Below are 23435 nucleotides of genomic sequence, written 5' to 3' on the forward strand. Positions count from 1 at the left end.
TACAGTCGAGCCATGAGTACCGGCGACCCGAGCCCCCCGTCCGCGCCGCGCCGGGCGCGCTATGACGTCGTGGTGGTGGGCGGCGGCCACAACGGCCTGGTCGCCGCCGCGTACCTGGCCCGGGCCGGGCGGTCGGTGGCGGTGCTCGAGCGCCGGGACCACACCGGCGGCGCGGCGGTGTCGTCCCGGGTCTTCCCGGGCGTGGACGCGCGCCTGTCCCGCTATTCGTATCTGGTGAGCCTGCTGCCCGATGCCATCGTGCGGGATCTGGGGCTGCGGTTCCGGACGCGGCGGCGGCGGATCTCGTCCTACACCCCGGTCGGCGCGGGCGGGCTGCTGGTGGACGGCGGATCCGAGTCCGGCACCCGCGAGAGCTTCCGCCGGGTCACCGGTTCGGACCGGGATTTCCGGGCGTGGCAGGAGTTCTACGGCCGCACCGGGGAATTGGCGCGCCGGGTGTTCCCGACACTGACCGAACCGCTGCCGACCCGCGCCGAAATGCGGGACGTGGTCGATGATCCCGCGCTGTGGGAGTCGATATTCGAACGGCCGCTGGGTGATTGGGTGGAACGGGAGTTCACCGACGACACCGTGCGCGGTGTGGTGCTCACCGACGCCCTGATCGGCACCTTCACCCACGCGCACGATCCGACCCTGCTGCAGAACCGCTGCTTCCTCTATCACGTGATCGGCGGCGGCACCGGCGACTGGGACGTGCCGATCGGCGGCATGGGCGCCCTGACCGACGCGCTCGCGGCGGCCGCGCGCGCCGCCGGGGCCGAACTGATCACCGGCTGCACGGTGACCGCCCTCGGCACCGGTTCCGGCGCCACCGATGTGGCGTTCACCCGCGCCGACGGGCGCGAGGGAACGGTGACGGCCGGGCACGTGCTGGTGAACGCCGCGCCCTTCGAGCTGGCCCGGCTGCTGGGCGAGCCCGCCGAACGCCCCGAAGGCTGCCAGCTCAAGGTCAATATGCTGTTGCGCCGCCTGCCCCGCCTGCGCGACGCCGCCGTCGACCCGGCCGCGGCGTTCGCCGGCACGTTCCACATCGCCGAATCGGGTTCGCAGCTCGAACGCGCCTACCGCGAGGCCGCGGCGGGCCGGTTGCCCACCGCCCCGCCCTCGGAGATCTACTGCCACACCCTGACCGACCCGAGCATCCTGTCCCCCGAACTCGCCGCCGCGGGCGCGCACACCCTCACGCTCTTCGGATTGCACGTCCCCGCAAGCCTTTTCGCCGCCGATCCCGAGGGCGTGAAGGCCGCGCTGCTGGATTCCACCCTGGCTCAGCTGGACGCGGTCCTGGCCGAGCCCATTCGCGATTGCCTGGCCACCGACGCGAACGGCGATCCCTGCCTGGAAGCGCGGTCGCCCCTGGACCTCGAGCACGACATCTCCCTGCCCGGCGGTCACATCTTCCACGGCGATCTCCAATTCCCCTATCGCACGGGTGATTCCGATACCCCGGCCGCGCGCTGGGGCGTGGCCACCGCGCATCCGGGCATCCTGCTGTGCGGGGCGGGGGCGGTCCGCGGCGGCGGGGTGAGCGGTATCGGCGGCCACAATGCCGCGATGGCGGTCCTGGCCGGCTAGCGGCTGATTCGGCCGCACGCGTAGCTGATTCGGCCGTGCGCGGGGCGGACTCGCGGCGGCCCGGTGCACGGCCACGAATGGGCGCGGAGCGCCGCAGCTCAGGAGGTGCCGCGGCTCAGGAGGTGCGGCGGCCGTCGCCGGCCTGGTGCCCCATGATGTCGGTGCAGCAGCGGATGAAGTAGCGCACGATCGGGTCGGCCTCGGAGGCGTCGGGCCACACCAGGGCGACGCGGGTCTGGGCGATGCCGTGCACGGGGCGAAAGACCACGCCGGGAAAGGGATTGGCGCGCGCGGTGGAGGCGGGGGTGAAGCTCACGCCGTAGTCGTCGGCGATCGCGCGCAGCCACTCCTCGGTGTTGCGGGCGATGGCGCCGATGATCGCGGTGTCGGCGGGCCGGGCGTCCAGGCCCATCCAGTAGTCGCGCCACCAGCCGGTTTCGGCGGGCGAGGCCACGTACGGCTCGTCCCAGAGTTCGCGGAAGGCGATGTCCTCGCGTTCGGCCAGCGGGTGGGCGGTCGGCAGGGCGATCCAGCGCGGCTCGGTGAACAGCTCGCGCACGTGGTACCCGTCCTGGCCGGGGAACGGCAGGCGCAGCAGCGCCACGTCCACGTCGCCCTCGTCCAGTCCCGCGGTGGGGTCGGTCCACCCGCCCTGGTGGATGTCGATCTGCCAGTCCGGGTGCAGGCGGTGGAAGACCTGGATGATCTCGGGGATGTGGGCGTCGGCGGCGCTGTTCACGCAGCCCAGGCGCAGCACGCGGGCCGCGCGGCTGGCATCGCTCTTGGTGTCGCGCAGGATCCGGTCCCACACCGCGAGCAGGCCGGGAACCTGTGCCGCCAGCACTTTTCCGGCGGCGGTCAGGGTCCATCCGGCGCGCGAGCGGATGAAGAGTTCGACGCCCATCTGCTGTTCGAGCTGTTTGATCTGGGTGGCCAGGGCCGGTTGGGCGACATGCAGACGCTGCGCGGCGCGCGGCAGGCTCTCGGTCTCCGCGACCGCCAGGAAGTAACGCAGCAGTCGCGTGTCGATATCCATGCCACTCAGGTTATGGAGATGGCAACCGTTAGGCATACCCCGGCCGCGACCGCCGGGGCAACGCCGGATGCTATTGGCGGTTCTGACACACCGGACGGTACTGGCACATCGCTCATTAGAGACGACCCGAGCGCCGGTGCACGGCGGAATGGCGACAGTGGGATACGCGCCACGATGGATCCGCGCGCGGTGCGCGCTAGGGTGAAATTTGCCAAAAGTTTGCCAACCCGTCCGATTCCGGAAGGAGGCGCGCGTGCACCCCCGTGACCCCGATAACCAACCCCCGCGGACGCCGCGCCCCGGCGGCCGGCGGTTGTACGGCATCACGCGGCGCGCGACCGATTCCATGGATCGCTGGCTCGGGCGGGTCAGCGTCGGCCCCGCGGACGTGCCCGCGGACGCCCCGCCGCCGGAGGAACCGCCGGTCTCGGCCGATCTGCTGGACCTGTTGCGCCACATCGGGGTCGCGCTGATCGCCTCGGGCGAGACCACCAATCAGGTACAGGTCATCCTCGACGACCTCGCGCGCCGCTACGACGCCGAGGAGGTCCACTTCTTCGTGCTGCCCACCGGAATCTTCGTGCGCGTGCACGATTCGCGCGGCACCGCGGTGGATCTGCTCGAGGCCAGCGTGGACACCCTGCGCCTGGACCAGATCGGCAAGCTCTACCGGCTCATCGACAAGATCAAGCGAACGGTCCCGCCGCCGGTGCAGGCCACCGCCGACCTGGAGGAGATTCTCCGGTTGCCGCCGCCGACCGCGGTCTGGCTCCAGCTCCTGGGCAACGTGGTGCTGACCGTCGGCCTGGGACTCATGCTCAATCCGACCGCCAACGCCCTGCTCGGCTACATCGTGATCGGCCTGGTGGTGCAGTTGCTGATTATGCTCGCCGAGCGCATGCCGCTGCTGTCCACCGGACTGCCGGTGGTCGCGGGCGCGGTGGTCACCCTGCTGTCCTTCGGTTTTCCACACGCGCTGGGCGGGGGCAACCCGCAGCAGTTGCTGGTGCCCGGGGTCGCCTCGCTGCTGCCGGGCTCGACCCTGACCAACGGCTCGATCGAATTGGCGTCGGGATCGATGGTGGCCGGGGCCAGTCGCACCATCTACGGCCTGAACAAACTGGTGCTGCTGGCCTTCGGGGTGTTCATCGGTTTGCAGCTGCTGGGCCCGCAGGGTCCGGCCGGACCCGAGCAGCTGCGGCAATTGGGCTGGTGGGCGCCGATTCTCGGGGTGCTGCTGATCGGATTCGGGCATTCGTGGCGGGCCAGCGCCCCGCCGAAGTCGCTGCCCTGGCTGCTGGTGGTGCTGTACGCGGCGTTCGCGGCGCAGAAGCTCGGCGTGCTGATCGGCGGCGGACTGCTGGGCTCGTTCCTGGGCGGGCTGATCGCGGTGCCCGCGGCATACCTGGTGCAGCGCAATCGCAATGCCCCGCCCACCCAGGTGGCGTTCCTGCCCGCCTTCTGGATGCTGGTGCCCGGCGGCATCGGGCTCACCGGGGTCTCGCAGCTGGTCGCCGAGTCCAATGCCGACGGGCTGCACGTCCTGGTCACCACCACGCTGACGGTGCTGGCGATCGCGCTGGGCGTCATCGTCGGTTCCGGGGTGGCGAACAAGAGGCCGCCGCGCATCACGCCCATGGTCGATCAGCTGCTCGGGCCGGACACCGGCAAGCACGTGGCGCACGGGCGGCCCACGCCGACGAAAGATAAATCACAGAGCGGACGAAACAGACACGCCGGACGGTCGCCGGGAGCCGGGGACGTCCCGGGAAGCGACCGCGACGGGTTACGGTAACCAGCGTGCCGGTAGCCGGTGAGCCCCCCTGCCACACGAGAAGACGAACCGACCATGGGACCGCAGTCGTTCCCACGATCCGAAAGCGCCCATAGGACATGCGAGTCGACGGACGGGAAATTCCTGTCTCCGGCAGTCTGCTGCAGCCGCGGATCCGGCGGACGAGCGACATCCTGCGCGTCGTGCTGTCCGCGCTGCTGGTCGCGGTCATCATCACCGGCTCGCTCATCACGCGCCCGCAGTGGGAGGACCTCGAGAGTTCGGTCTCGAACATCGTCGGGTTCCTGACGCCCGAGCAGTCCAACCTGGTCTACATCCTCTACGGCATCGCCATTCTGGCGCTGCCGTTCGCGATCCTGGTGCGCCTGGTCTGGGGCAGACAGTGGAAGCTGCTGGGCGGCTTCCTGTCCGCGGGCCTGATCGCGGTGCTGCTGTTCTCGATCACCGGGGCCGGATTCAAGGCTCCGCGCTGGCATCTGGCCGAACCCGAACAGGTCAACACCTTCCTGTCGCAGTTCCTGGACGATCCGCGCTGGATCGCCATGCTCGCGGCCACGCTCACCGTGGCCAGCCCGTGGCTGCCGACCAGATGGCGGCGCTGGTGGTGGACGCTGCTGCTGGCCTTCGTGCCCATCCACCTGGTGGTCAGCCTCGTGGTCCCGGCGCGCGCCCTGCTCGGGCTGTCCGTCGGCTGGTTCGTGGGCGCGGTCATCGTGCTGGTGGTGGGCACCCCCGCACTGGAGGTTCCGCTCGACGCGGCCGCCAGACTGCTGGACCAGCGCGGGTTCCGGGTGACCGCCTTCCAGGTGGTGCGACCGGCCGGGCGCGGGCCGCTGGTGCTGGCCGCCAAGACCGAGGCCGATCCGCTGATCATCGAGATGTACGGGCAGAACCAGCGCAGCCGCAGCGCGCTGCGGCAGTTGCGCTGGTGGCTCACCATTCGCAGCAGCGAATATCCCTCGCTCTTCGCCTCGATGCGCAGAGCCGTGGAACATCGCGCGCTCATGGGCATCGCGCTCGGCGATCTGGGACTGGGCAGCAACAAGCCGCTCACGGTGGCGGCGGTGGACCGCGGCTGGATGTTGTACGCGCACACCGAACCCCAGGGCCACCGGCTCACCGCCGACGACGGGGAACAGACCCTGGCCGCGGTCTGGCAGGCGCTGGACACCATGCACAAGGCGCAGATCTCGCACGGTGATCTCAGAGCCGAGGACATTCGCGTCCTCGACGACGGACAGGTGCGGTTCGGCGGTTTCATGCAGTCCGAGTTCGGCGCGTACGAGGTCAGATTCCAGTCCGACGTCGCGCAGCTGCTGCTCACCGGTTCCGGACTCTTCGGCACCGAGACCTCGGTGCGGACCGCGATCGAGGCCCTGGGTACCCAGCGGGTGCTGAGCGCCTCGCGCAGACTCACCAGAACCGCCATCCCCGAGCTGGTCCGCAAATCGGTCCCCGAACCGGGCGCGCTCATGAAGGGCACCCGCGACGAAGTCGCGAAACAGACCGGCCAGGACAAGATTCAGGCCGCGCAGATCACGCGGTTCTCCCGCAATCAGTTCATTCAGCTCGTGCTACTCATCGGCCTGGTCTACGTGGCGTATCCGTACATCAGCGCGGTGCCGGGCTTCTTCTCCGAATTGCGTTCGGCCAACTGGTGGTTCGCGCTGCTGGGCCTGACGGTCTCGGCGCTGACCTACGTGGGTGCGGCCATGGCCCTGTGGGCGTGCGCATCCGAGGCGGTGAAGTTCCGCAATCTGCTGCTCATGCAGATCGCCAACACCTTCGCGGCCACCACCACCCCGGCGGGTGTGGGCGGGCTCGCGCTCAGCGTGCGATTCCTGCAGAAGGGCGGGCTCGGGGCGGTGCGGGCCACCGCCGCGGTGGCCCTGCAGCAGACCGTTCAGGTCATCACGCACGTGGCGCTGCTGCTGTTCTTCTCCGTCGCGGCGGGCGTATCGACCGACCTGTCGCACTTCGTCCCCAACGCGACCGTGCTGTACCTGGTCGCGGGCGCGGTGCTGGGCCTGGTCGGGGCGACCATGCTGATCCCCAAGATGCGGCGCTGGCTGCTCAACGAGGTGCGCCCGCAGGTCGCCGACGTGGTGGTCCAGCTCAAGGATCTGGGCCGGCGCCCGGGCCGGCTGGCCATGATCGTGGGCGGCTGCGCCACCACCACCCTGGGCATGGCGCTGGCGCTGTGGGCCAGCATCGAAGCCTTCGGCGGCAGTACGACTTTCGTGACCGTCACCATCGTCACCATGATCGGCGGCACGCTCGCCTCGGCCGCGCCGACCCCCGGCGGCGTCGGCGCGGTGGAGGCCGCCCTGATCGGCGGTCTGGCCGCCTTCGGCGTGCCCGCCACCATCGCCGTGCCGTCGGTGCTGCTCTACCGGGTGCTCACCTGCTGGCTGCCGGTGTTCTGCGGCTGGCCGATCATGCGCTGGCTCACCGCCAAGGACATGATCTAGCCCGAATCGCGGCCCGATCCGAGCTGCCACGCATTTGGATCCATCCTTGATAGCCTGCATTTCAGATCTTGCTCGTCTGTAGTACTTCCGCCCTTTCCGTGCGCAGGTATTTGGATTGCGAGGTTCCATTGCGAGGCACATCTGTCGCTCTGACCACGGTGTTCGCCGGATTGACCGCGATCGTCACCGCGGTTTCCGCCTATGCCGCACCGGTCACGGTGGACACCCCCGCCCCTCCCAGCGCCGCCGACACCGACGATCCGGGCGCCGATCAGATCCTGCTGAGCTGCCCGCCGACGCCGGACGCCGACGATCCGATGGCCCCGATCCCCGAGCGCGATCCGCTGTGCGGTGAGAACGACCTGAACCTGTACGGCGACATCTACCTGCGCAGCAACGCCTATCGCCGGTTGTCGACCATCTACGGCCCGGACGTCGCGGTCAGCATCATCGGCAACAACCACTTCCAGCTGCGCGATCACTCGGGCAATCTGATCCTGGGCGAGGACCGCAGCACGCTGCACCACATTCCGTTCGGCCGCGAGATCCCGCGCCCGCGATCGGAGAACCAGAGCAACCTCACCCCGCACGAGCTGGCACTGCAGGAGGGCCTGTCCCGGGTGACGGTCGGCATCATGCAGGGCGTGGTGTACACCGGCGACCTCACCGACATGTCGGCGCTGCTGACCACCCCGATCGGCTCGGTCCTCATCCAGGCCCCGGGCACCGGCGCGGACCCGCTGGTGCCGGGCCCCGGCGGCGATCGGGAGTTGCGACTGCTCAACAACTTCCAGGTGCTGGACGCGCAGGGCCGCTACGTCATGGGCAACACCCTGACCCTGGGTTCGCCGATGGCGCTGTGGCCCAACGCCGCGGTGCCCTGCCCGATCGGCACGGTGCCGGTCTCGCGGGTGCCGCGCGACGAGCTGGACCGCATGCCGGAGAACGCGAGCGCGGCGGGTCTGCCGGACCCGGTCTGCAAGGCGCCCGCGAGCGTGCCGATCGTGGATTACATCGACGATCCGGCCGCGCCGGACGGCGCCGCGCCCCCGCCCGGCGGGATCAAGCCGAATCAGGATCCGGTGCAGCGGCAGAAGGACATCAACGATGCGTACAGCGCCGTGGGCACCCAGTTCGGCCTGGCGGTCGCGATCGGCGGCCTGATCGGCGGCATGACCGGACTGGTCATCGGCTGCCTGGCCGGTGGCATCGGCGTGGGCGCGGCGGGCACGTTCTCCGCGGCGCTGGCCGGCACCGCCACCGGATTCGCCGGCGGCTGCCTGACCGGCGCGTCACTGCTGGGCGCCATGGGCACCACGATCGGCAGTCTGGCGATCGGCGTGCCGGTCGGCATCATCGCCGGTGTCAACGCCTACGAAACCCTGCGGTTGCAGGGCGACGTGGCACGCAAGCCCATCGCGGCGGATGTCGCTGCGGCGCAGCAGCTCTCCGCGCCGAACCCGCTGGCCGAGGCCGAGCGGGACCGGCTGGTGAGCGCCGGCATCGCGCCCGAGCTGGCCGCCGCGGTCCCCGCCGAACTCGCCGCGGCCGTGCCGACCGAGGTCGCCGCCGCGGTCGCGCCCGCACTCGCGGCGGTCGCACCGGCCGCGGTCGAGCAGCAGGTGCGCACGCTCGTCGAGGAACCCGTGCGCACGCTGATCGAGGAGCCGGTGCGGGCGCTGCTCGACCAGCCCGTCGAGTTGTTCGGGCAGCCGGTCCGGGAGCTGCTGGGCGTGCCGCTGCCGTAACCGCACCGCAGGAGCCACGAAAAAGACCGCCGGACAGAGCCTTTCGGCTCGGACCGGCGGTCTCTTCGTAACCGGCCCGCGCGCCGTGACCGGTGGGTGCGGCGGGCCGGGGTCCGGGCGCGCTACTTGCGCAGTTCGACCTTGAGCACCTTGCCGCTGGCGTTGCGCGGCAGTTCGCTCACGATGACCAGGTCCTTGGGGTGCTTGTAGCGAGCCAGCGATTCGTTGAGGAAGGGCGTGAGCTCCTCGATCGTGAGCTCGTCCACGCCCTCGACCAGCGCCACCACCGCGACCGGCACCTCGCCCCACTTCTCGTGCGGGCGGCCGATGACCGCGGCCTCGTGAATCTTGGGGTGCGCGAAGAGCACGTTCTCCACCTCGGCGCAGTAGATGTTCTCGCCGCCGGAGATGATCATGTCCTTCTTGCGGTCCACCACGTAGACGAAGCCCTCCTCGTCCTGGCGCACCAGGTCACCGGAGTGGAACCAGCCGCCGTGGAACGACTCCGCGGTCGCCTCGGGGCGGTTCCAGTAACCCGACATCAGGGTCGGGCCGCGATAGACGATCTCGCCGATCTCGCCGGGGGCGACGTCGTTCATCTCGTCGTCGACCACGCGCACCTGCACGGTCGGGATGGGCTTGCCGACCGAGCCGAGCTTGCGCAGCGCGTCCCGGCCCTCGAGCACGCAGGTGATGGGCGACATCTCGGTCTGGCCGAACACCGCGACGTTCTGCGCGTCCGGGAAGCAGTCGGCCATGGCCCGCAGCACCGAGTCCGAGGCCGGGGCCGCGCCCCAGCACAGCATGCGCAGCGCGAGTTTGCGCTCGCGGACCGTGGGCTCCTCGCAGATGAGCTGCCACTGCACCGGCACACAGAAGGCGGTGGTGGCCTGTTCGGCCTCCACGGCGTCGAGCCATTCGGTGGCGTCGAACGCGCCCAGGGGATGCAGCACGGTCTTGCCGCCGAGCAGGAAGTACGGGGTGAGACTGCCCAGCCCGGCGATGTGGAACAGCGGGGAGGTGCAGAAGCCCACCGACTCCGGGGTGATGTCCATGGCCCGGATACAGGTCAGGCCCTGGGAATTCATGTTCGCGTGCGTGAGCACCGCGCCCTTGGGGGTGCCGGTGGTGCCCGAGGTGTACATGATCAGGCAGGGCGTGTCTTCCGGAATGTCCAGCGGCGCATGCGGTTCGCCGTCCTCGGCGAGGAAGTCCGCGTAGCCGATGACGCCGTCCGCGCTCTGCCCGTTGATCACCACGCAGGTTTCCAGCGCCGGGGCCTGCGCGACCATGGCGACGGCCAGCGGCTGCAGCAGCGTGTCGGTGACGATGGCCTTGGCGCCGCTGTCCCCGACGATGTACGCGACCTCGGGCGGGGTGAGCCGGAAGTTCACCGGCACCGCGATCGCGCCCAGGGCGTTGATGCCGATGACCGCTTCGATGTATTCGGTGTAGTTGAGCGCCAGCAACAGCACGCGATCGCCGAACCCGACCCCGCGCCGGGCGAGCGCGTCGGCGAACTGCTCGGAGCGCTCGTGCAGCGCCTTCCAGCTCGTGTCCACGCCCTTGCACCGGAACGCGGTGTGGTCCGGGCGCATGACGGCGTGGGTAGCGATCTGGTTGACCCAGTGATTGCGGCGCGACCGGATGGGCTGGTCGAGCGGCTGGAACACCGTCATGCCACGTACTCCTCTCGGACCGTCACCGCGGCACCGGCTGTTCCGGGGCCGCCGACGGCTGAACGAGCGTGAGAATACCAACTAACTTTTTGGCGTGACAAGGGTTACAGAGAAGGTTCTGTAGGAAATTTATCATCACTTCATTCAGCAGCTCAGCGCTGGTAAATCGATCATGGTGCCCGATTCGCGCCGGTCAGGTTATCCCCAGGTTCGCCGCGAAGCGGTCTCGATCGCTGCAAACTCCGGCTCACATCGGGCTTGTCCCGCATATGCAACTATGCGAGTATCGAGCCAGTTGTGAGAGGCATGAGAGGACGGCGTTCAATGCTGCGTACCCGGTTCACCGAGACCTTCGGGGTGGAACACCCGATCGTGCAGGGCGGCATGATGTGGGTCGGCCGTGCCGAACTCGCCGCCGCCGTGTCCGAGGCGGGCGGGCTGGGCATCATCACCGCCCTCACCCAGCCCACCCCCGAGGATCTCCTGAAGGAGATCGACAAGGCGCGCGCGCTCACCGACAAGCCGATCGGCGTGAACGTCACCATCCTGCCCTCGATCAATCCGCCGCCGTACGAGGAGTACATGCGGGCGATCATCGAGTCCGGCATCAAGATCGTGGAGACCGCGGGCTCCAACCCCGAGCCCTTCCTGCCGTACTACAAGGAAGCCGGGATCAAGGTGCTGCACAAGTGCACCAGCGTCCGGCACGCCCTCAAGGCGCAGAAGATCGGCGTCGACGGCGTCTCCATCGACGGCTTCGAATGCGCCGGCCACCCGGGCGAGGACGACGTCCCCGGCCTCATCCTGATTCCGGCCGCCACCAAGGCGCTGGAAATCCCGGTGATCGCTTCCGGCGGTATCGCCGACTCGCGCGGCCTGGTCGCAGCGCTGGCGCTGGGCGCCGACGGCGTGAATATGGGAACGCGTTTCATGTGCACCCAGGAATCGGCGATCCACCAGTCGGTCAAGGAGCAGATCGTCGCCAATACCGAACGCGCGACCCAGCTCATCTTCCGCACCATGCACAACACCGCGCGCGTGGCGGACAACGAGATCAGCCGCAAGGTCGTCGAAATCGAGAAGGCCGGCGGCAAGTTCGAGGATGTGCGCGATCTGGTCGCGGGCGCGCGCGGCCGCAAGGTGTTCGAAGAGGGCGATCTGGACGCGGGCATCTGGTCCGCGGGCCAGGTCCAGGGCCTGATCGACGACATTCCGACCTGCGCCGAGCTCATCGGCCGCATGGTGTCCGAGGCCGAGGATCTGATCAAGGCCCGCCTCGGCGGCATGCTCGTCTAGCACCGGACTTCGTCGCCGCGATGCCCTCTCGCCCGCGCGAGGGGGCATCGCGCATTTGTCCGGTGTGAAAGTCCGTGCGTACCAGATAATTCGGGCGAAGATCTCTTAGCCCGATTTGCTAATGGCTATTGCCCATTCGGCTGCCCCGCGCCCTGCGATCCGTCATGCTTTGAGTACACGACTGACGTGTTGGAGGTGCCGAAATGGCAGTCACTCGAATCTATCTCGACGACAACGCGGTACGCCGGGCCATGGCGATTTCGGGCGTTGACACCGAACAGGACGCGGTGAACCTAGCACTGCGCTTCTTCTCCTCGCACGCCACCGCCGCGGACTTCGAACCGCCGCAGCGGCGCGCGGCCACCGCCTGAGCCGGACAGCGCGCCGGGGAGCCGCCTACCGAAGGGTAGCTCCCCGGCGCCGGTCGGCTGCGCGGCCGGCGCGCGAATCGACTTGCGCACCAAACCGATCGGTGTGATCGGACCGTCCACGGCCCGTTCGGATTCCAGCGCGCCCGCACACCGCGGCGAGCGGGGGTGGTGTCACCCACCGGGACCGCGCTGAGTCACAATCTACCTGCGCGAAAGCCCGGCTGGGCCGAGCGAAATCTTGGCAGAATCGCCCGAGGTACCTCGGCGCGCACGTCGCCGGACGCGGGAGGGATTCCTGTGCGGCAGAGTACGAAAGCTTCGACCGATATCGGATCGCCCTTTCCCCGGGTGTCGATCGTGGGTGTCGGCACCCGCGCGACGGGCGCGGCCTTCGACCGGGACTGGTTCGGCATCGGGGAGGTGGAGGCCTCGGGCATGCACGCGCGCCAGCGCGTCACCCTCGAGGTGGCCGTGGAGGCCCTGGACGACTCCGGGCTGGGCGCGGTGGCGCGCGGCTCGAACGCGGCCGTGGTGTTCGGCGCCGCACCGGTTTTCGGCGGCGCGGCGCCCAACGGCGCACACCAGCTCTCGCGCGCCCTCGACCTGCGCGGACCCAGCCTGCTGGTGCAGAGCGACCGGCTCTCGCCGCTGGTCGCGGTGGACACCGCCATGCGGTTGCTGGCCGACGAGTCGGTCCCTTTCGTGATCACCGGCGGCGTGGATCTGACTCTGCTGCCGCAGTTTTCGGGCATCGCGGTCCCCACCGACATCGGCCTGTGCACGGTGCTGGTGTTGCAGCGCACCGCCGACACGCAGCGCACCGGCACCCACCGCTACGCCGAAATCCTGGGCGCCGGAATGGGTTTCCCCGCTTCCGACGTTCGCGACACGCACATCGCCCTGGCGCCGGAGCCGCGGCCCGCACCCGCCCCGCGCGACGAGCAACCGCCCACCCTGCTCCCGATCTCCGCCCGCGACCACGACGGCCTGCGCGAGCTGGCCGAGCACTGGGCCGAGCGCCTGCCCGCCTACCGCTCACTCGGCGAATTCACCTCCGCGGTAAGCAGACTCGTCCCCGAGCCGGTACGCGCCGCGGTGCTCGCCCACGACATCGACGACGCCCGCGACCAACTCCACCGCCTCGCCGGCCGGGTCGGCGGCGAGACGACGGAAGGGCCAACGGCGGTGCTCGAGCCGGTCGAGGGCGCACGATCGGGCGGGCTGCTGTGGTTGTTCGCGGGCGGCGGCGGGCACCCGCGGATGGGGCGTGCGCTGGCGGCGCGGCATCCGGTGTTCGCGGCGGCGCTGACCGAGGCCGCGGACGCCGTCGTCGAGGCGGGCGGGCCGCGAGTGTGGACCCCGCGCAACGGTTTCGCGAGCTGCGGTCCCGGCGACGACGACACCCAGCCGGCGCTGTTCGTGTTCCAGTGGGCGCTGGCCGCCCTGCTGCGGGCCTGGGGTCCGCCGCCCGACGCGGTGGCCGGGTACGGGGCCGGGGAGATCGCCGCGGCCGCCGTGGCCGAGGCGATCACGCTCGCGGACGCCGCCCGGATCGCCGTCGTGCGCGGGCGGCTGCTGGCGAAGATCCCGGACCGGGGTGCGGCCGCGGTGCTGGAGGCCACCCTCGGCGAGGTCACCCGCCTGCTGGAACCGATGCGCGCCGAGGTCGGTGTGGCGGCGATCGAGGGCCCCCGCTCGATCACGGTCGCGGGCGATCCGCGCTACGTGGACACCCTCATCCGGCGCGCCCACCGCCGCGCCATCTTCGCCCAGCGCGTCACCCCCGATTCCCCGGCGGCCCTGCTCATCCCGCACATCCCGCAGGCCCGGGCCCTCGCGCCGTGCCTGCTCCCCGAGCTGTCCCGGCTCACGCCCGTGCCGCCCCGCCTCACCTTCGTGTCCACCACCCATCCCGGCACGGTGCTCCGGCTCGCGCCGGCCGCGACCGGCACCTACGGCGACCGCTCCGGCGCCGGTGCTCACGACGGCGATCCGGCCGGACCCGCGAGCGCCGCGTCCGGAGAGCCCGGCTACTCGGCCCGGCACGCGCGCCGCGGTGCGGCCGGGCTCACGGCGGCGGGTGCTCCCGGCGCGGAGATTTCACTGGACGGCGGGTACTGGAGTGCCGGGGTGGGGGCCCCGGTAGCACTGGATTACGCGCTGGACGCCGCTGTGCGGGAAGGGATTTCGAGCGTACTGGAGATCGGTCCGCAGGCGGTGGCGGCGGCCGCTGTGCGGCGGCACCCGCACCTGCGGGAGTCGGTGTACGCGGCCGCGGCGCGCGCGGACGAGGCCGACGCCTTTCTGCGGGCGGTGGGGCGGTTGTACGTGGCGGGCCGCGACCTCGACCCGATGGCCACGGGTCCGCGGGTGGCCGCGCCGCCGCGACGGCGGTGGCGGCGCTCGCATTCCGGGCGCGGGGCCGCGCCGCAGGTCCCCGCGGTGGCCATTCGCGGGGACGGAACCTATGTCGTCGCGGGCGGGCTCGGTTCGTCCGGGGCGGTCGCCGTGCGGTGGCTGCTGGACGCGGGCGCGCGCGACGTGGTGGTGCTGACCCGGCAGCCGCGTGCGCTGCCGCCGCCGCTGGACGGGATGGAGGACTGGATCGTGCTGGTGCGCTGCGATCCGGCCGACCGCGACGATCTGGCCAACGCGCTGCACGACATTCGCGAATGCGGCTCGCCGATCCGGGGCGTGGTGCACGCGGGCCGCGAGCGCGACCGCGTCGCCACCGCCAATCTGGTGGCGCTCACCGCGGGCGATCCGACCGATTTCACCATCGGTTTCTCCACCGCCGGCTGGCAGCCGCTGTCCCGCGTGTCGAACTGAAACCCGCTGGTGGCCCGGGAATGATGGCGCCATGGCCGATGCGAGCATCCAGGTGAAATGGAAGGGCCGGCCGGATGAGCACGACTATCCGGCGGCCGCGGACTTCCTCGAAATGCTCGGCGAGCCCGACGTGGTGCAGACCGTCGTCGAGGAATTGCGGGCCGCGGAGATCATCCACAAGAAGGCCAAGGACATCCTGCGGGCGGCGCAGCTGGAGATCCTGCCCGCCTACAACCCGTACGTCCGGCGTGACCTGACCAAGATCGTGGCGGGTAAGGCGCTCTCGCCGATCCTCATGGTGCGCGGCGACTTCCGGCGCGGGGTGCCCGCGCAGATCGCCGACGGCTACCACCGGGTCTGCGCCATCTACTACACCGACGAGAACATTCTGATCCCGGTGAAGTTCGCGTCCCTGCCGTGAACTTCGAAACCCTCGCCCTGATCATGGTGCTGGGCCTGGCCGGTCCGCTGCTGGCGTGGCGGCGGGCCTGGCGGCTGCCGGTCGTGCTGGGCGAGCTGGCCGCCGGAATCGTGTTCGGGGCAACGGGTTTCGGGATCCTGGACACCGACGATCCGACCTTCACCTTCCTGGCCGACATCGGGTTCGCGGTCGTCATGTTCGTGGCGGGCACCCACGTGCCCATGCGCGACCACGGCCTGCGGTCCGCGCTCGGGGTGGGCGCGGCCCGGGCCGCGGGCGTCGGGGTGCTCGCGGCGGTGGCGGGGCACGCGGTCGCCGCCGCCTTCGGCATCGGGCACGGCGCGCTCTACGCCGTGCTCATCGCCTCCTCCTCGGCGGCGCTGGTGCTCCCGGTCCTGGACGCGCAGCGGCTCACCGGGAAACCGGTGCTGGAGTTGACCGCCCAGGTCGCGATCGCCGACGCCGCCTGCGTGGTGGCGCTGCCGCTGGTCATCGACCCGGGCAACGCCGGGCGCGCGGCGGTGGGCGCGGTGACGGTGTGCGGGGCGGCGCTGGTGCTGTTCGCGGTGCTGCGCTATCTCGAGGATTCGGGCACGCGGCGGCGGCTGCACAAGGTGTCGCAGGATCGGCAGTACGCCCTGGAACTGCGGGTCAGCCTGGCCCTGCTGTTCGCGCTGTGCGCGCTGGCCACCCGCACCCACGTCTCGATCATGCTGGCGGGGTTCGCGTTCGGGCTGGCGGTGTCGGCGATCGGGGAACCCCGGCGGGTGGCGCGCCAGCTCTTCGCCATCGGCGACGGCTTCCTCACGCCGCTGTTCTTCGTGTGGCTGGGCGCGCGCCTGAATCTGCGGGAGTTCGGCGAACACCCGGAACTGATCACGCTGGGCCTGGTGCTCGGCGCGACGGCGCTGCTCACCCACATGGTCATGCGCCTGTCCGGGCAACCCCTGGTCTTCGGGACCCTGGCCGCGGCGCAGATCGGGGTGCCGGTCGCGGCGGTGACGGTCGGCAGCCAGCTCGGGGTACTGGCGCCGGGCGAGGCCTCGGCGATGATGCTCGGGGCGCTGGTCACGGTGGGCGCGACCGCCCTGGCCGCGGCGCGAGCGGGACGAAAGAGCAGCGGCGGAACCGGAACGGACCGCACTATCGGCGCGAACAGGAAATTCTGACGCTATCCGGAATCACCCGGCGCGACACTCGGATTCCGGCGCGGCCGGACGGTGCGGAGGCGGGGGGCCGGCGGGACCGCGTCAGTCCTCGCGCCCCAGCAGCCGATCCGTTTCGCGGCGTTCGCGTTTGGTGGGGCGGCCGCTGCCGCGATCGCGGCGCGGCTGGGCGGCGACCAGTTGCGGATCCGGCGGTGGCGGGCTCTTGTCGATCAGGCACTGCACGGCGACAGCCGCGCCGACCCGTTTGGTGAGCAGCCGCTCGACGATCACGATGCGCTCGACGCCGTTGACCCGCACGCGGATCTCGTCACCGTGTTTGAGCGAGTGGGCGGGCTTGACCGCTACGCCGTTGACGCGCACATGACCGGACCGGCAGGCCGCAGCGGCGTCGGACCTGGTCTTGAAAAGCCGGACGGCCCACACCCAGGAGTCGACTCGGGCTTGGGCCGGTTCGTTCGGCAGCGCTGATGCTGATGCCACGCGCTAAGGGTACGACGAAGGTCAGGCCATCACGCGGCGCGCGGTCACGACCTGGTCGGCCTTGAGGTTGGTGTAGGAGACCGGGGTTCCGGACTGCACGGCGTTCAGCAGCTTGCCGTCGCCGGCGTAGATGCCGACGTGGCCGCCACCGTTGGTGATGACGATGTCGCCGGGGATGAGGTTCTCGAAGGCGACGGGCGCGCCGACGTGCGACTGCTCGAAGCTGGTGCGCGGCAGTTCGATTCCGGCCTGCTTGTAGGCCCACTGCACGAGGCCGGAGCAGTCGAAGCTGAACGGGCCCGAGGCGCCCCAGGAGTACTGCGCGCCGACCTTGGTGGCGGCGGCTTCGAGGGCGATGTCACCCACGCCCTGCTGCTTCTGCTGACCGAGCAGGCCGGGGAGGGAGAATCCGTTCTCGTTGCCGATACTCGGATTCGCGCCGACGGTGAGGCCGGGGCCTTCCTGGAAGTCCTTGACCGCCTCGTTGAACTGCTGCACCTGGGGTGCGAAGGCGTCCGGCACGTCGAAGTTGCCGAGACCCGGGATTTCGACGGTGGCGGCCTGGGCGGTGATCGCCGGGAACGCACCGGTTGTCGTTGCTGCCATGGCGCCCATGACAATGGCGCCCTTCACGGAATTCGTAACGCGAGATTCCCGCTGCACGCTGTGCTTACCCACCGAGCGCCATCTCCGATCCTTCGTACGTAACGCAGTGGGCCGCGTCTCCGATGAAGCGACAGACTCCACTAAGTCACGAGAAGATTACGACTGCCGAGCCGTGTTGTCCACCCCACACGTCCGGTGTGTTGCGATTTGCGGCAAACTCCCCGGCAGACACGCGAATCCTGGTCCCGGCGCGCCGATCACGACTCGATATACCTGATCGAATATGCCGTTATCTTCCAGCGATCCGCCATTTTTCGAATCAGCGCTGGTCAAGCGCTCGCTCGAGCTGCTCGATGCGCCGGCGCGCGTCGGCGAGCTGGACTTCGAGGGTTGCCAGCGCCATCACGAGCGGGCCCACCGCGAGATCGGCGACCAGTTGCGGGTCGTCGAAACCGCTTTCGATGGCGGACAGGATGTTGTTGCGGATGCGCCCCGCCACCGCGGCCTCGCCGGGCACGTTCCAGGACCGCACCACCTCGGCGACGCTGGTCGGCTCTTCCGGCATGAAGCCTCCTCGTACGCTGCCCGGCCCCGGGCGTGGGCGATCCGACACCAGGGTAGCGAGGCGCGGTGCGGCGAACGCGATGCCGCGGGAGCTACCCGGGCGTACGTCCGCGGGGGCGCCGAAACGGAAGGGCCCCACCGGGTATGCCCGCGAACAGCTCCGTCTAGGAACTTCGTTAGACGCCGGGATAATCCCGATTCTTGCCGCTACGGTGTGGCGGCATGGACCCCGTGCGCAATCCGTACGCCCCCGGGGCGGGGCAGCGCCCGCCCGAACTCGCGGGCCGCGATCGTCAGCTCGACGCCTTCGACATCGTGCTGGAGCGGATCGCCCGGGGCCGCCCCGAACGCAGCGTGATGCTGACCGGTCTGCGCGGGGTCGGCAAGACGGTCCTGCTCAATCAGCTGCGCTCGGCGGCGCGTTCGCGCGGCTGGGGCACGGGCAAGCTGGAGGCGCGCCCGGACCAGGGCCTGCGGCGGCCGCTGTCCTCGGCGCTGCACATGGCGGTGCGCGCGCTGGCGGTGGAGCATCGCAATCCCGAGCAGGTGGACGACTTCCTCGGCATTCTCAAGGCTTTCGCGTTGCGCGCCACCGCCGACAAGGGCATGCGCGAACGCTGGAACCCCGGAATCGACGTGCCGGCGCTGAGCGGGCGCGCCGATTCCGGGGACATCGAGATCGATCTGGTGGAGCTGCTGCTCGAGGCCGCGCAGCTGGCGCGGGACGCCGGGGTCGGCATCGCGCTGTTCATCGACGAACTCCAGGATCTGGGCCCGGCCGACATCTCGGCCATCTGCGGCGCCTGCCACGAATTGAGCCAGGACGCCGCGCCTTTGATCGTGGTGGGCGCGGGCCTGCCGCATCTGCCCGCGGTGCTCTCGGCGTCCAAGTCGTACTCCGAGCGCCTGTTCTCCTATCACCGCATCGATCGCCTGGACCGCGCCGCGGCCGATCACGCGCTCATCGCGCCCGCCGAGCGCGAGGGGGTGACCTACGACGAGGACGCGCTCGCCGCGCTGTACCGCAAGGCCGATGGCTACCCGTATTTCGTGCAGGCGTACGGCAAGGCGACCTGGGATACCGCGGCCCGCGATCCGATCTCGGCGCGGGACGTCGAACTCGCGGCGCCCGCCGCCGAAGAAGAGCTGGCGGTCGGTTTCTTCGGCTCCCGCTACGAGCGGGCGACACCCGCCGAACGGGAGTACATGCGCGCCATGGCCGATCTGTCCGGCGACGACGGCCCGGTCTCCACCGCCGCGGTGGCCCGCGAGCTCGACCGCAAGCCCGCGTCCCTGTCCCCCGCCCGGGACGGCCTGATCAAGAAGGGGCTGATCTATTCGGCGGAGCGCGGCACGATCGGTTTCACGGTCCCGCATTTCGGGCGTTATCTGCGTGGCGTGCAATAGCTTTCGGCCATGAATACGCCGCGTACGGCAGCTCCGGATCCGCCCGATATCGGGGATGCCGGACGGTAGCGGAACCTTCAAGATCAATGACAGACAAGCGCTTTCGATCTTTGCCAACGACTACCGATGGGTAACAAAGACTCCTACACTCGAATGTGATTCCCATCACGTCCGAGGAGGACACATGGCGACTACCGCGAAAGTCGACGCCACCGAAGAGCAGGCCCGGGCTCTCGTCGAGGAATCTCGCGAAACCACGTGGGCCAAGCCGTCGTTCGCCAAGGAGATGTTCCTCGGGCGGTTCCGCCTCGATCTCATCCATCCCTTCCCGCGCCCGACCGCCGCGGAGGCGCAGCAGAACTCCGCGTACCTCGAGCGCCTGCGCGCCTTCTGCGAGACCATCGACGGCAATCGCATCGAGGCCGAAGGCCGCATTCCGGACGAATATGTCCGGGGGCTGGCCGATCTCGGCTGCTTCGGCCTGAAGATCCCGCCGGAGTACGGCGGCGTCGGGCTCTCGCAGGTCGGCTACAACAGGGCGCTCATGCTCGTCGGCTCGGCACACGCCAGCCTGGGGGTGCTGCTCTCGGCGCACCAGTCCATCGGCGTCCCCGAACCGCTCAAACTGGCGGGCACCCCGGAACAGAAGCGGGAGTTCCTGCCGCGCTGCGCCCGCGGCGCGGTGAGCGCCTTCCTGCTCACCGAACCCGATGTCGGATCCGATCCCGCGCGCATGGCCTCGGTCGCGGTGCCCACCGCCGACGGCGAGGCGTACGAGATCAGCGGCGTGAAACTGTGGACCACCAACGGGGTGGTGGCCGAACTGCTGGTGGTGATGGCGCGGGTGCCCAAGAGCGAGGGCCATCGCGGCGGCATCTCGGCCTTCATCGTGGAGGCCGACAGCCCGGGCATCACGGTGGAGCGCCGCAACGCCTTCATGGGCCTGCGCGGCATCGAGAACGGCGTCACCCGCATGCACAAGGTGCTGGTGCCCAAGGGCAATCTGGTCGGCCGCGAGGGCGACGGCCTCAAGATCGCGCTCACCACCCTCAACGCGGGCAGGCTCGCCATCCCGGCCATGTGCACCGCCGCGGCCAAATGGTCGCTCAAGATCGCGCGCGAGTGGAGCGCCACCCGCGTGCAGTGGGGGCGGCCGGTCGGCGAGCACGGCGCGGTCGGGTCCAAGCTGTCCTACATCGCGGCAACGACTTTCGCGCTGGAGGCGGTGCTGGATCTGTCGGCCACCATGTGCGACGAGAACCGCAACGACATTCGCATCGAGGCGGCGCTGGCCAAACTCTGGGCCTCGGAGATGGCGTGCGAGATCGCGGACGAACTGGTGCAGATCCGCGGCGGCCGCGGCTACGAGACGGCGGCCTCGCTGGCGGCGCGCGGCGAACGCGCGGTCGGCGCCGAGCAGATGGTGCGCGATCTGCGGATCAATCGCATCTTCGAGGGCTCCAGCGAGATCATGCGCCTGCTCATCGCCCGCGAGATGGCCGACGCCCACATGTCCGCGGCCGGGGCGCTGGTCGACCGCAACGCCGAGCTCAAGGACAAGGCCAAGGCCGCGGTCGGCGCGAGCGGCTTCTACGCGAAGTGGTTCCCGCAGCTGACGGTGGGCTCGGGCACGGTGCCGGCCACCTTCAGCGAATTCGGCCCGCTCGCACGGCATATGCGGTTCGTCGAGCGGATGTCGCGCAAGCAGGCCCGCGCGCTGATGTACGGCATGGCGCGCTGGCAGGCCAAGCTCGAGTACAAGCAGGGCTTCCTGGGGCGCATCGTCGACATCGGCGCGGAGCTGTTCGCCATCTCGGCGGCGTGCGTGAAGGCCCAATCCCTGCGCGTGGCGGGCGATCCCGACGGCGTCGCGGCCGAGGAGCTCGCCGAGGTGTTCTGCCGCCAGTCCCGTCTGCGGATCGCGCGGCTGTTCGACGCGCTGTGGGACAACACCGATGACGCGGACACCGAACTGACCCGCGGCATCCTGGACGGGCGCTACACGTTCCTGGAGGGCGGTGCGCTCGACCCGAGCGAGGGCACCGGACCGTGGATCTCGGAGTGGTCGATCGGGCCGAGTACGGAGCAGAACCTGCTGCGCACCTTCCTGCCGTCGACCAAGGCGGGGGCGGGCACCTAGGCCCCGGCGGGAATCGAGACGAGTCTGCCCTTCTCTAGCGGGTCCGCTAGAGAAGGGCAGATTTCTGTCCCGATCCGCTCGTCGTGACCCTTCTACAGATTTCTAGTGATTTCTCTAGATTTTCCTAGATCCTCCGAGGCTGCGCTGTGACACGAAAACCCGGCGTCCACCGGCGGGGAGGCGAGCTGTTCGGGATTCGAGCTGCGATCGGTATATCGATCGGCGGCGACAGTTGGGCAACTTGTGCATAACGCCAGGTGTGAGCGGTTAACGAACCGGCAATATCTTTCGACAACCGGGCAAGAGGCGATCTCCCAAGGAGTACGTCATGTCCATCACCCGCCGCGCCGCCGACAACGACGGCCATCACTTCACCGTTCCGGCCGCGGACGGCGTGCCCATCGCGGTACACGAATTCGGCGCACCCGACGCCGCCCTCACCGTCGTGTTCATTCACGGTCACTGCCTGCGCACCGAATCCTGGGCGCTGCTGCGCGACCACCTGCGCCCGCGCTGGGGCGAGGACACCCACATGGTCTTCTACGACCATCGCGGACACGGGGATTCGGGTGCGGCGGATCCGGCGACGTACACGATCGATCAGTTGGCGCACGACCTGGACGCGGTGCTGCGCGCGGTCGCGCCGACGGGACCTGTTGTGCTGGTGGGTCATTCGATGGGGGCCATGACCATCCTGGCCTACGCGCGCATCTTCCCCGAGACCATCGGCTGCCGCGTCGCCGGCGTCGGCCTGCTCGCGGGCGCGGCGAGCAGCGTCACCCGGGTCGGCATGGGCCGGCTGCTGAACGGGCCCGCGGTGGCCTCGCTGCAGGCCGCCATGCGCCGCGCGCCGCGGGCCATGCAGGCCTCGAAACACTTCAGCCGCAGGATCTTCGAGCCCATCATGCGCGAGGCCACGCACGGCACCCGCAAGGTCGGCCCGCGCCTGCTGGCGGTCGCGACGGCCATGCTGAACGAGACCTCGCTGCTGACCATGTCGAGTTTCCTGGACTCGCTCATCCGGTTCGACGAGATGGCCACCCTGCACCGGCTGGGCGAGATCCCCTCGCTGGTGCTGGCCGGGTCGGCCGATGTGGTCATCCCGTTCGCGCATTCGGTGGTGCTGGCCTCCCAGCTCGACGACGCCGACCTCATCCGGCTGGACGGCGCCGGGCACAGCGTGATCATGGAGCGCGTCGAGGAGGTCGCGGCGGCCATCACCGAGCTGGTGGATCGGGCGGTGGCGCGGATGCGCGGGCGCGAGCCCGGATGCGGCCCGGAATACGCCATCGCGGGCTGATTCGGCGGCGGCGCGGGCGGTCGGCGGGACCGGTTCGGAATTGCCCCGAATGTCCCCCCAACCGGCCGGAATGCCACCGGACCGCACCGCATTGACCAGCGGTTCTTTCACTCCGGCGAGACGGATCGGGATTCGTCGCGTACTGTGTTGTAGATCACGATGTGTGGTCTGTCACACGGCTCGATCACATGCCCCGAGGAGGTTTCGATGACACGCAGCGAGATTGCGGAACTCCGCTACGCGGTCGGCCAGCTCCGGCAGTGCGTCGGCGCATTGCGCTCGCAGTACGGAGAGGCCAATATGGTCCGCCGCTTGGAAAACGATCTGGAACGACTCGTCATCGACACCGACGAATTCGAGCAGGCCCCGCCGGCCCAGGTCACTCGCGGCGCCCAGGACGTCATCTACGTCCCCGACAGCAAGTCGGACGAAGCCGCCTGGATGGGCGCACAGGACGAGGGGCTGGGCTTCCACTCCCGGCCCCGCACCAAGTAGCAGCACCCCCGGTACCCGCCGCGCCCACTCGC

The 23435-nt window shown here is 70.0% G+C and carries 18 protein-coding genes; 13 read left to right on the plus strand and 5 right to left on the minus strand.

What is annotated here, in order from left to right:
* Positions 1-12 precede the first annotated feature (12 nt).
* A complete protein-coding gene (locus ACFVBH_RS32290; RefSeq protein WP_379007492.1) occupies positions 13-1596 on the plus strand; it encodes a phytoene desaturase family protein in 1584 nt (527 codons plus the stop codon).
* A gap of 115 nt (positions 1597-1711) precedes the next feature.
* Here the strand turns inward: ACFVBH_RS32290 and ACFVBH_RS32295 are convergent, their stop codons facing one another.
* The gene (locus ACFVBH_RS32295; RefSeq protein ID WP_379007494.1) at positions 1712-2632 is read right to left on the minus strand and encodes a LysR family transcriptional regulator; all 921 of its coding nucleotides are present in this window, start codon (positions 2630-2632) and stop codon (positions 1712-1714) included.
* 253 nt (positions 2633-2885) lie between these two features.
* Here ACFVBH_RS32295 and ACFVBH_RS32300 point away from each other — a divergent pair, with 253 nt between their 5' ends.
* The 3 genes from ACFVBH_RS32300 (at position 2886) to ACFVBH_RS32310 (ending at position 8646) form a co-directional block, all read left to right on the plus strand.
* Entirely contained in the window at positions 2886-4427 is a 1542-nt protein-coding gene (locus ACFVBH_RS32300) for a threonine/serine exporter ThrE family protein (protein WP_379007496.1), read from the plus strand.
* Between the two features lie 98 nt (positions 4428-4525).
* The gene (locus tag ACFVBH_RS32305) at positions 4526-6898 is read left to right on the plus strand and encodes a lysylphosphatidylglycerol synthase transmembrane domain-containing protein (RefSeq protein WP_354984959.1); all 2373 of its coding nucleotides are present in this window, start codon (positions 4526-4528) and stop codon (positions 6896-6898) included.
* 128 nt (positions 6899-7026) lie between these two features.
* Positions 7027-8646, plus strand: coding sequence for a hypothetical protein (locus ACFVBH_RS32310; protein WP_379007499.1), 1620 nt, complete (start codon positions 7027-7029; stop codon positions 8644-8646).
* Between the two features lie 122 nt (positions 8647-8768).
* Here the strand turns inward: ACFVBH_RS32310 and fadD5 are convergent, their stop codons facing one another.
* Positions 8769-10325: a fatty-acid--CoA ligase FadD5 gene (gene fadD5 / locus ACFVBH_RS32315; protein WP_354984961.1), complete on the minus strand. Its 1557-nt coding sequence runs from the start codon at positions 10323-10325 to the stop codon at positions 8769-8771.
* Positions 10326-10649: 324 nt separating this feature from the next.
* Here fadD5 and ACFVBH_RS32320 point away from each other — a divergent pair, with 324 nt between their 5' ends.
* From ACFVBH_RS32320 to ACFVBH_RS32340, 5 genes are all read left to right on the plus strand, one after another.
* Positions 10650-11621 (plus strand): nitronate monooxygenase family protein, encoded by a 972-nt coding sequence (locus ACFVBH_RS32320; RefSeq protein ID WP_354984962.1) that lies wholly within the window; start codon positions 10650-10652, stop codon positions 11619-11621.
* A 203-nt stretch (positions 11622-11824) separates the two neighbouring features.
* Positions 11825-11992 carry a type II toxin-antitoxin system VapB family antitoxin gene (locus ACFVBH_RS32325; protein ID WP_354984963.1) on the plus strand — a complete coding sequence of 56 codons (168 nt, stop codon included), beginning with the start codon at positions 11825-11827 and terminating at the stop codon, positions 11990-11992.
* A 357-nt stretch (positions 11993-12349) separates the two neighbouring features.
* Positions 12350-14821, plus strand: coding sequence for an acyltransferase domain-containing protein (locus ACFVBH_RS32330; protein WP_379007504.1), 2472 nt, complete (start codon positions 12350-12352; stop codon positions 14819-14821).
* A gap of 31 nt (positions 14822-14852) precedes the next feature.
* Complete coding sequence (locus ACFVBH_RS32335; RefSeq protein ID WP_354991636.1) at positions 14853-15242, plus strand: hypothetical protein; 390 nt, start codon at positions 14853-14855, stop codon at positions 15240-15242.
* A complete protein-coding gene (locus ACFVBH_RS32340; RefSeq protein ID WP_379007507.1) occupies positions 15239-16411 on the plus strand; it encodes a cation:proton antiporter in 1173 nt (390 codons plus the stop codon). Before ACFVBH_RS32335 ends, ACFVBH_RS32340 begins: the two co-directional genes overlap by 4 nt.
* Positions 16412-16492: 81 nt before the next feature.
* Here the strand turns inward: ACFVBH_RS32340 and ACFVBH_RS32345 are convergent, their stop codons facing one another.
* The 3 genes from ACFVBH_RS32345 to ACFVBH_RS32355 form a co-directional block, all read right to left on the minus strand.
* Entirely contained in the window at positions 16493-16891 is a 399-nt protein-coding gene (locus tag ACFVBH_RS32345) for an RNA-binding S4 domain-containing protein (protein WP_379007509.1), read from the minus strand.
* A gap of 21 nt (positions 16892-16912) precedes the next feature.
* Positions 16913-17506: a C40 family peptidase gene (locus ACFVBH_RS32350; RefSeq protein WP_379007846.1), complete on the minus strand. Its 594-nt coding sequence runs from the start codon at positions 17504-17506 to the stop codon at positions 16913-16915.
* Between the two features lie 310 nt (positions 17507-17816).
* Complete coding sequence (locus tag ACFVBH_RS32355) at positions 17817-18062, minus strand: hypothetical protein (protein ID WP_354991632.1); 246 nt, start codon at positions 18060-18062, stop codon at positions 17817-17819.
* A 221-nt stretch (positions 18063-18283) separates the two neighbouring features.
* Between ACFVBH_RS32355 and ACFVBH_RS32360 the strand changes: the two genes are divergently transcribed.
* The 4 genes from ACFVBH_RS32360 (at position 18284) to ACFVBH_RS32375 (ending at position 23403) form a co-directional block, all read left to right on the plus strand.
* Positions 18284-19468 carry an AAA family ATPase gene (locus tag ACFVBH_RS32360; RefSeq protein WP_379007512.1) on the plus strand — a complete coding sequence of 395 codons (1185 nt, stop codon included), beginning with the start codon at positions 18284-18286 and terminating at the stop codon, positions 19466-19468.
* 184 nt (positions 19469-19652) lie between these two features.
* Positions 19653-21608 carry an acyl-CoA dehydrogenase family protein gene (locus tag ACFVBH_RS32365; protein WP_379007514.1) on the plus strand — a complete coding sequence of 652 codons (1956 nt, stop codon included), beginning with the start codon at positions 19653-19655 and terminating at the stop codon, positions 21606-21608.
* A 328-nt stretch (positions 21609-21936) separates the two neighbouring features.
* The gene (locus ACFVBH_RS32370; RefSeq protein WP_354991629.1) at positions 21937-22908 is read left to right on the plus strand and encodes an alpha/beta hydrolase; all 972 of its coding nucleotides are present in this window, start codon (positions 21937-21939) and stop codon (positions 22906-22908) included.
* A 207-nt stretch (positions 22909-23115) separates the two neighbouring features.
* The gene (locus tag ACFVBH_RS32375; RefSeq protein WP_354991628.1) at positions 23116-23403 is read left to right on the plus strand and encodes a hypothetical protein; all 288 of its coding nucleotides are present in this window, start codon (positions 23116-23118) and stop codon (positions 23401-23403) included.
* The last annotated feature ends 32 nt before the right edge of the window (positions 23404-23435 follow it).

This window comes from Nocardia sp. NPDC057668 (genome assembly GCF_042799795.1).
GTDB lineage: Bacteria > Actinomycetota > Actinomycetes > Mycobacteriales > Mycobacteriaceae > Nocardia.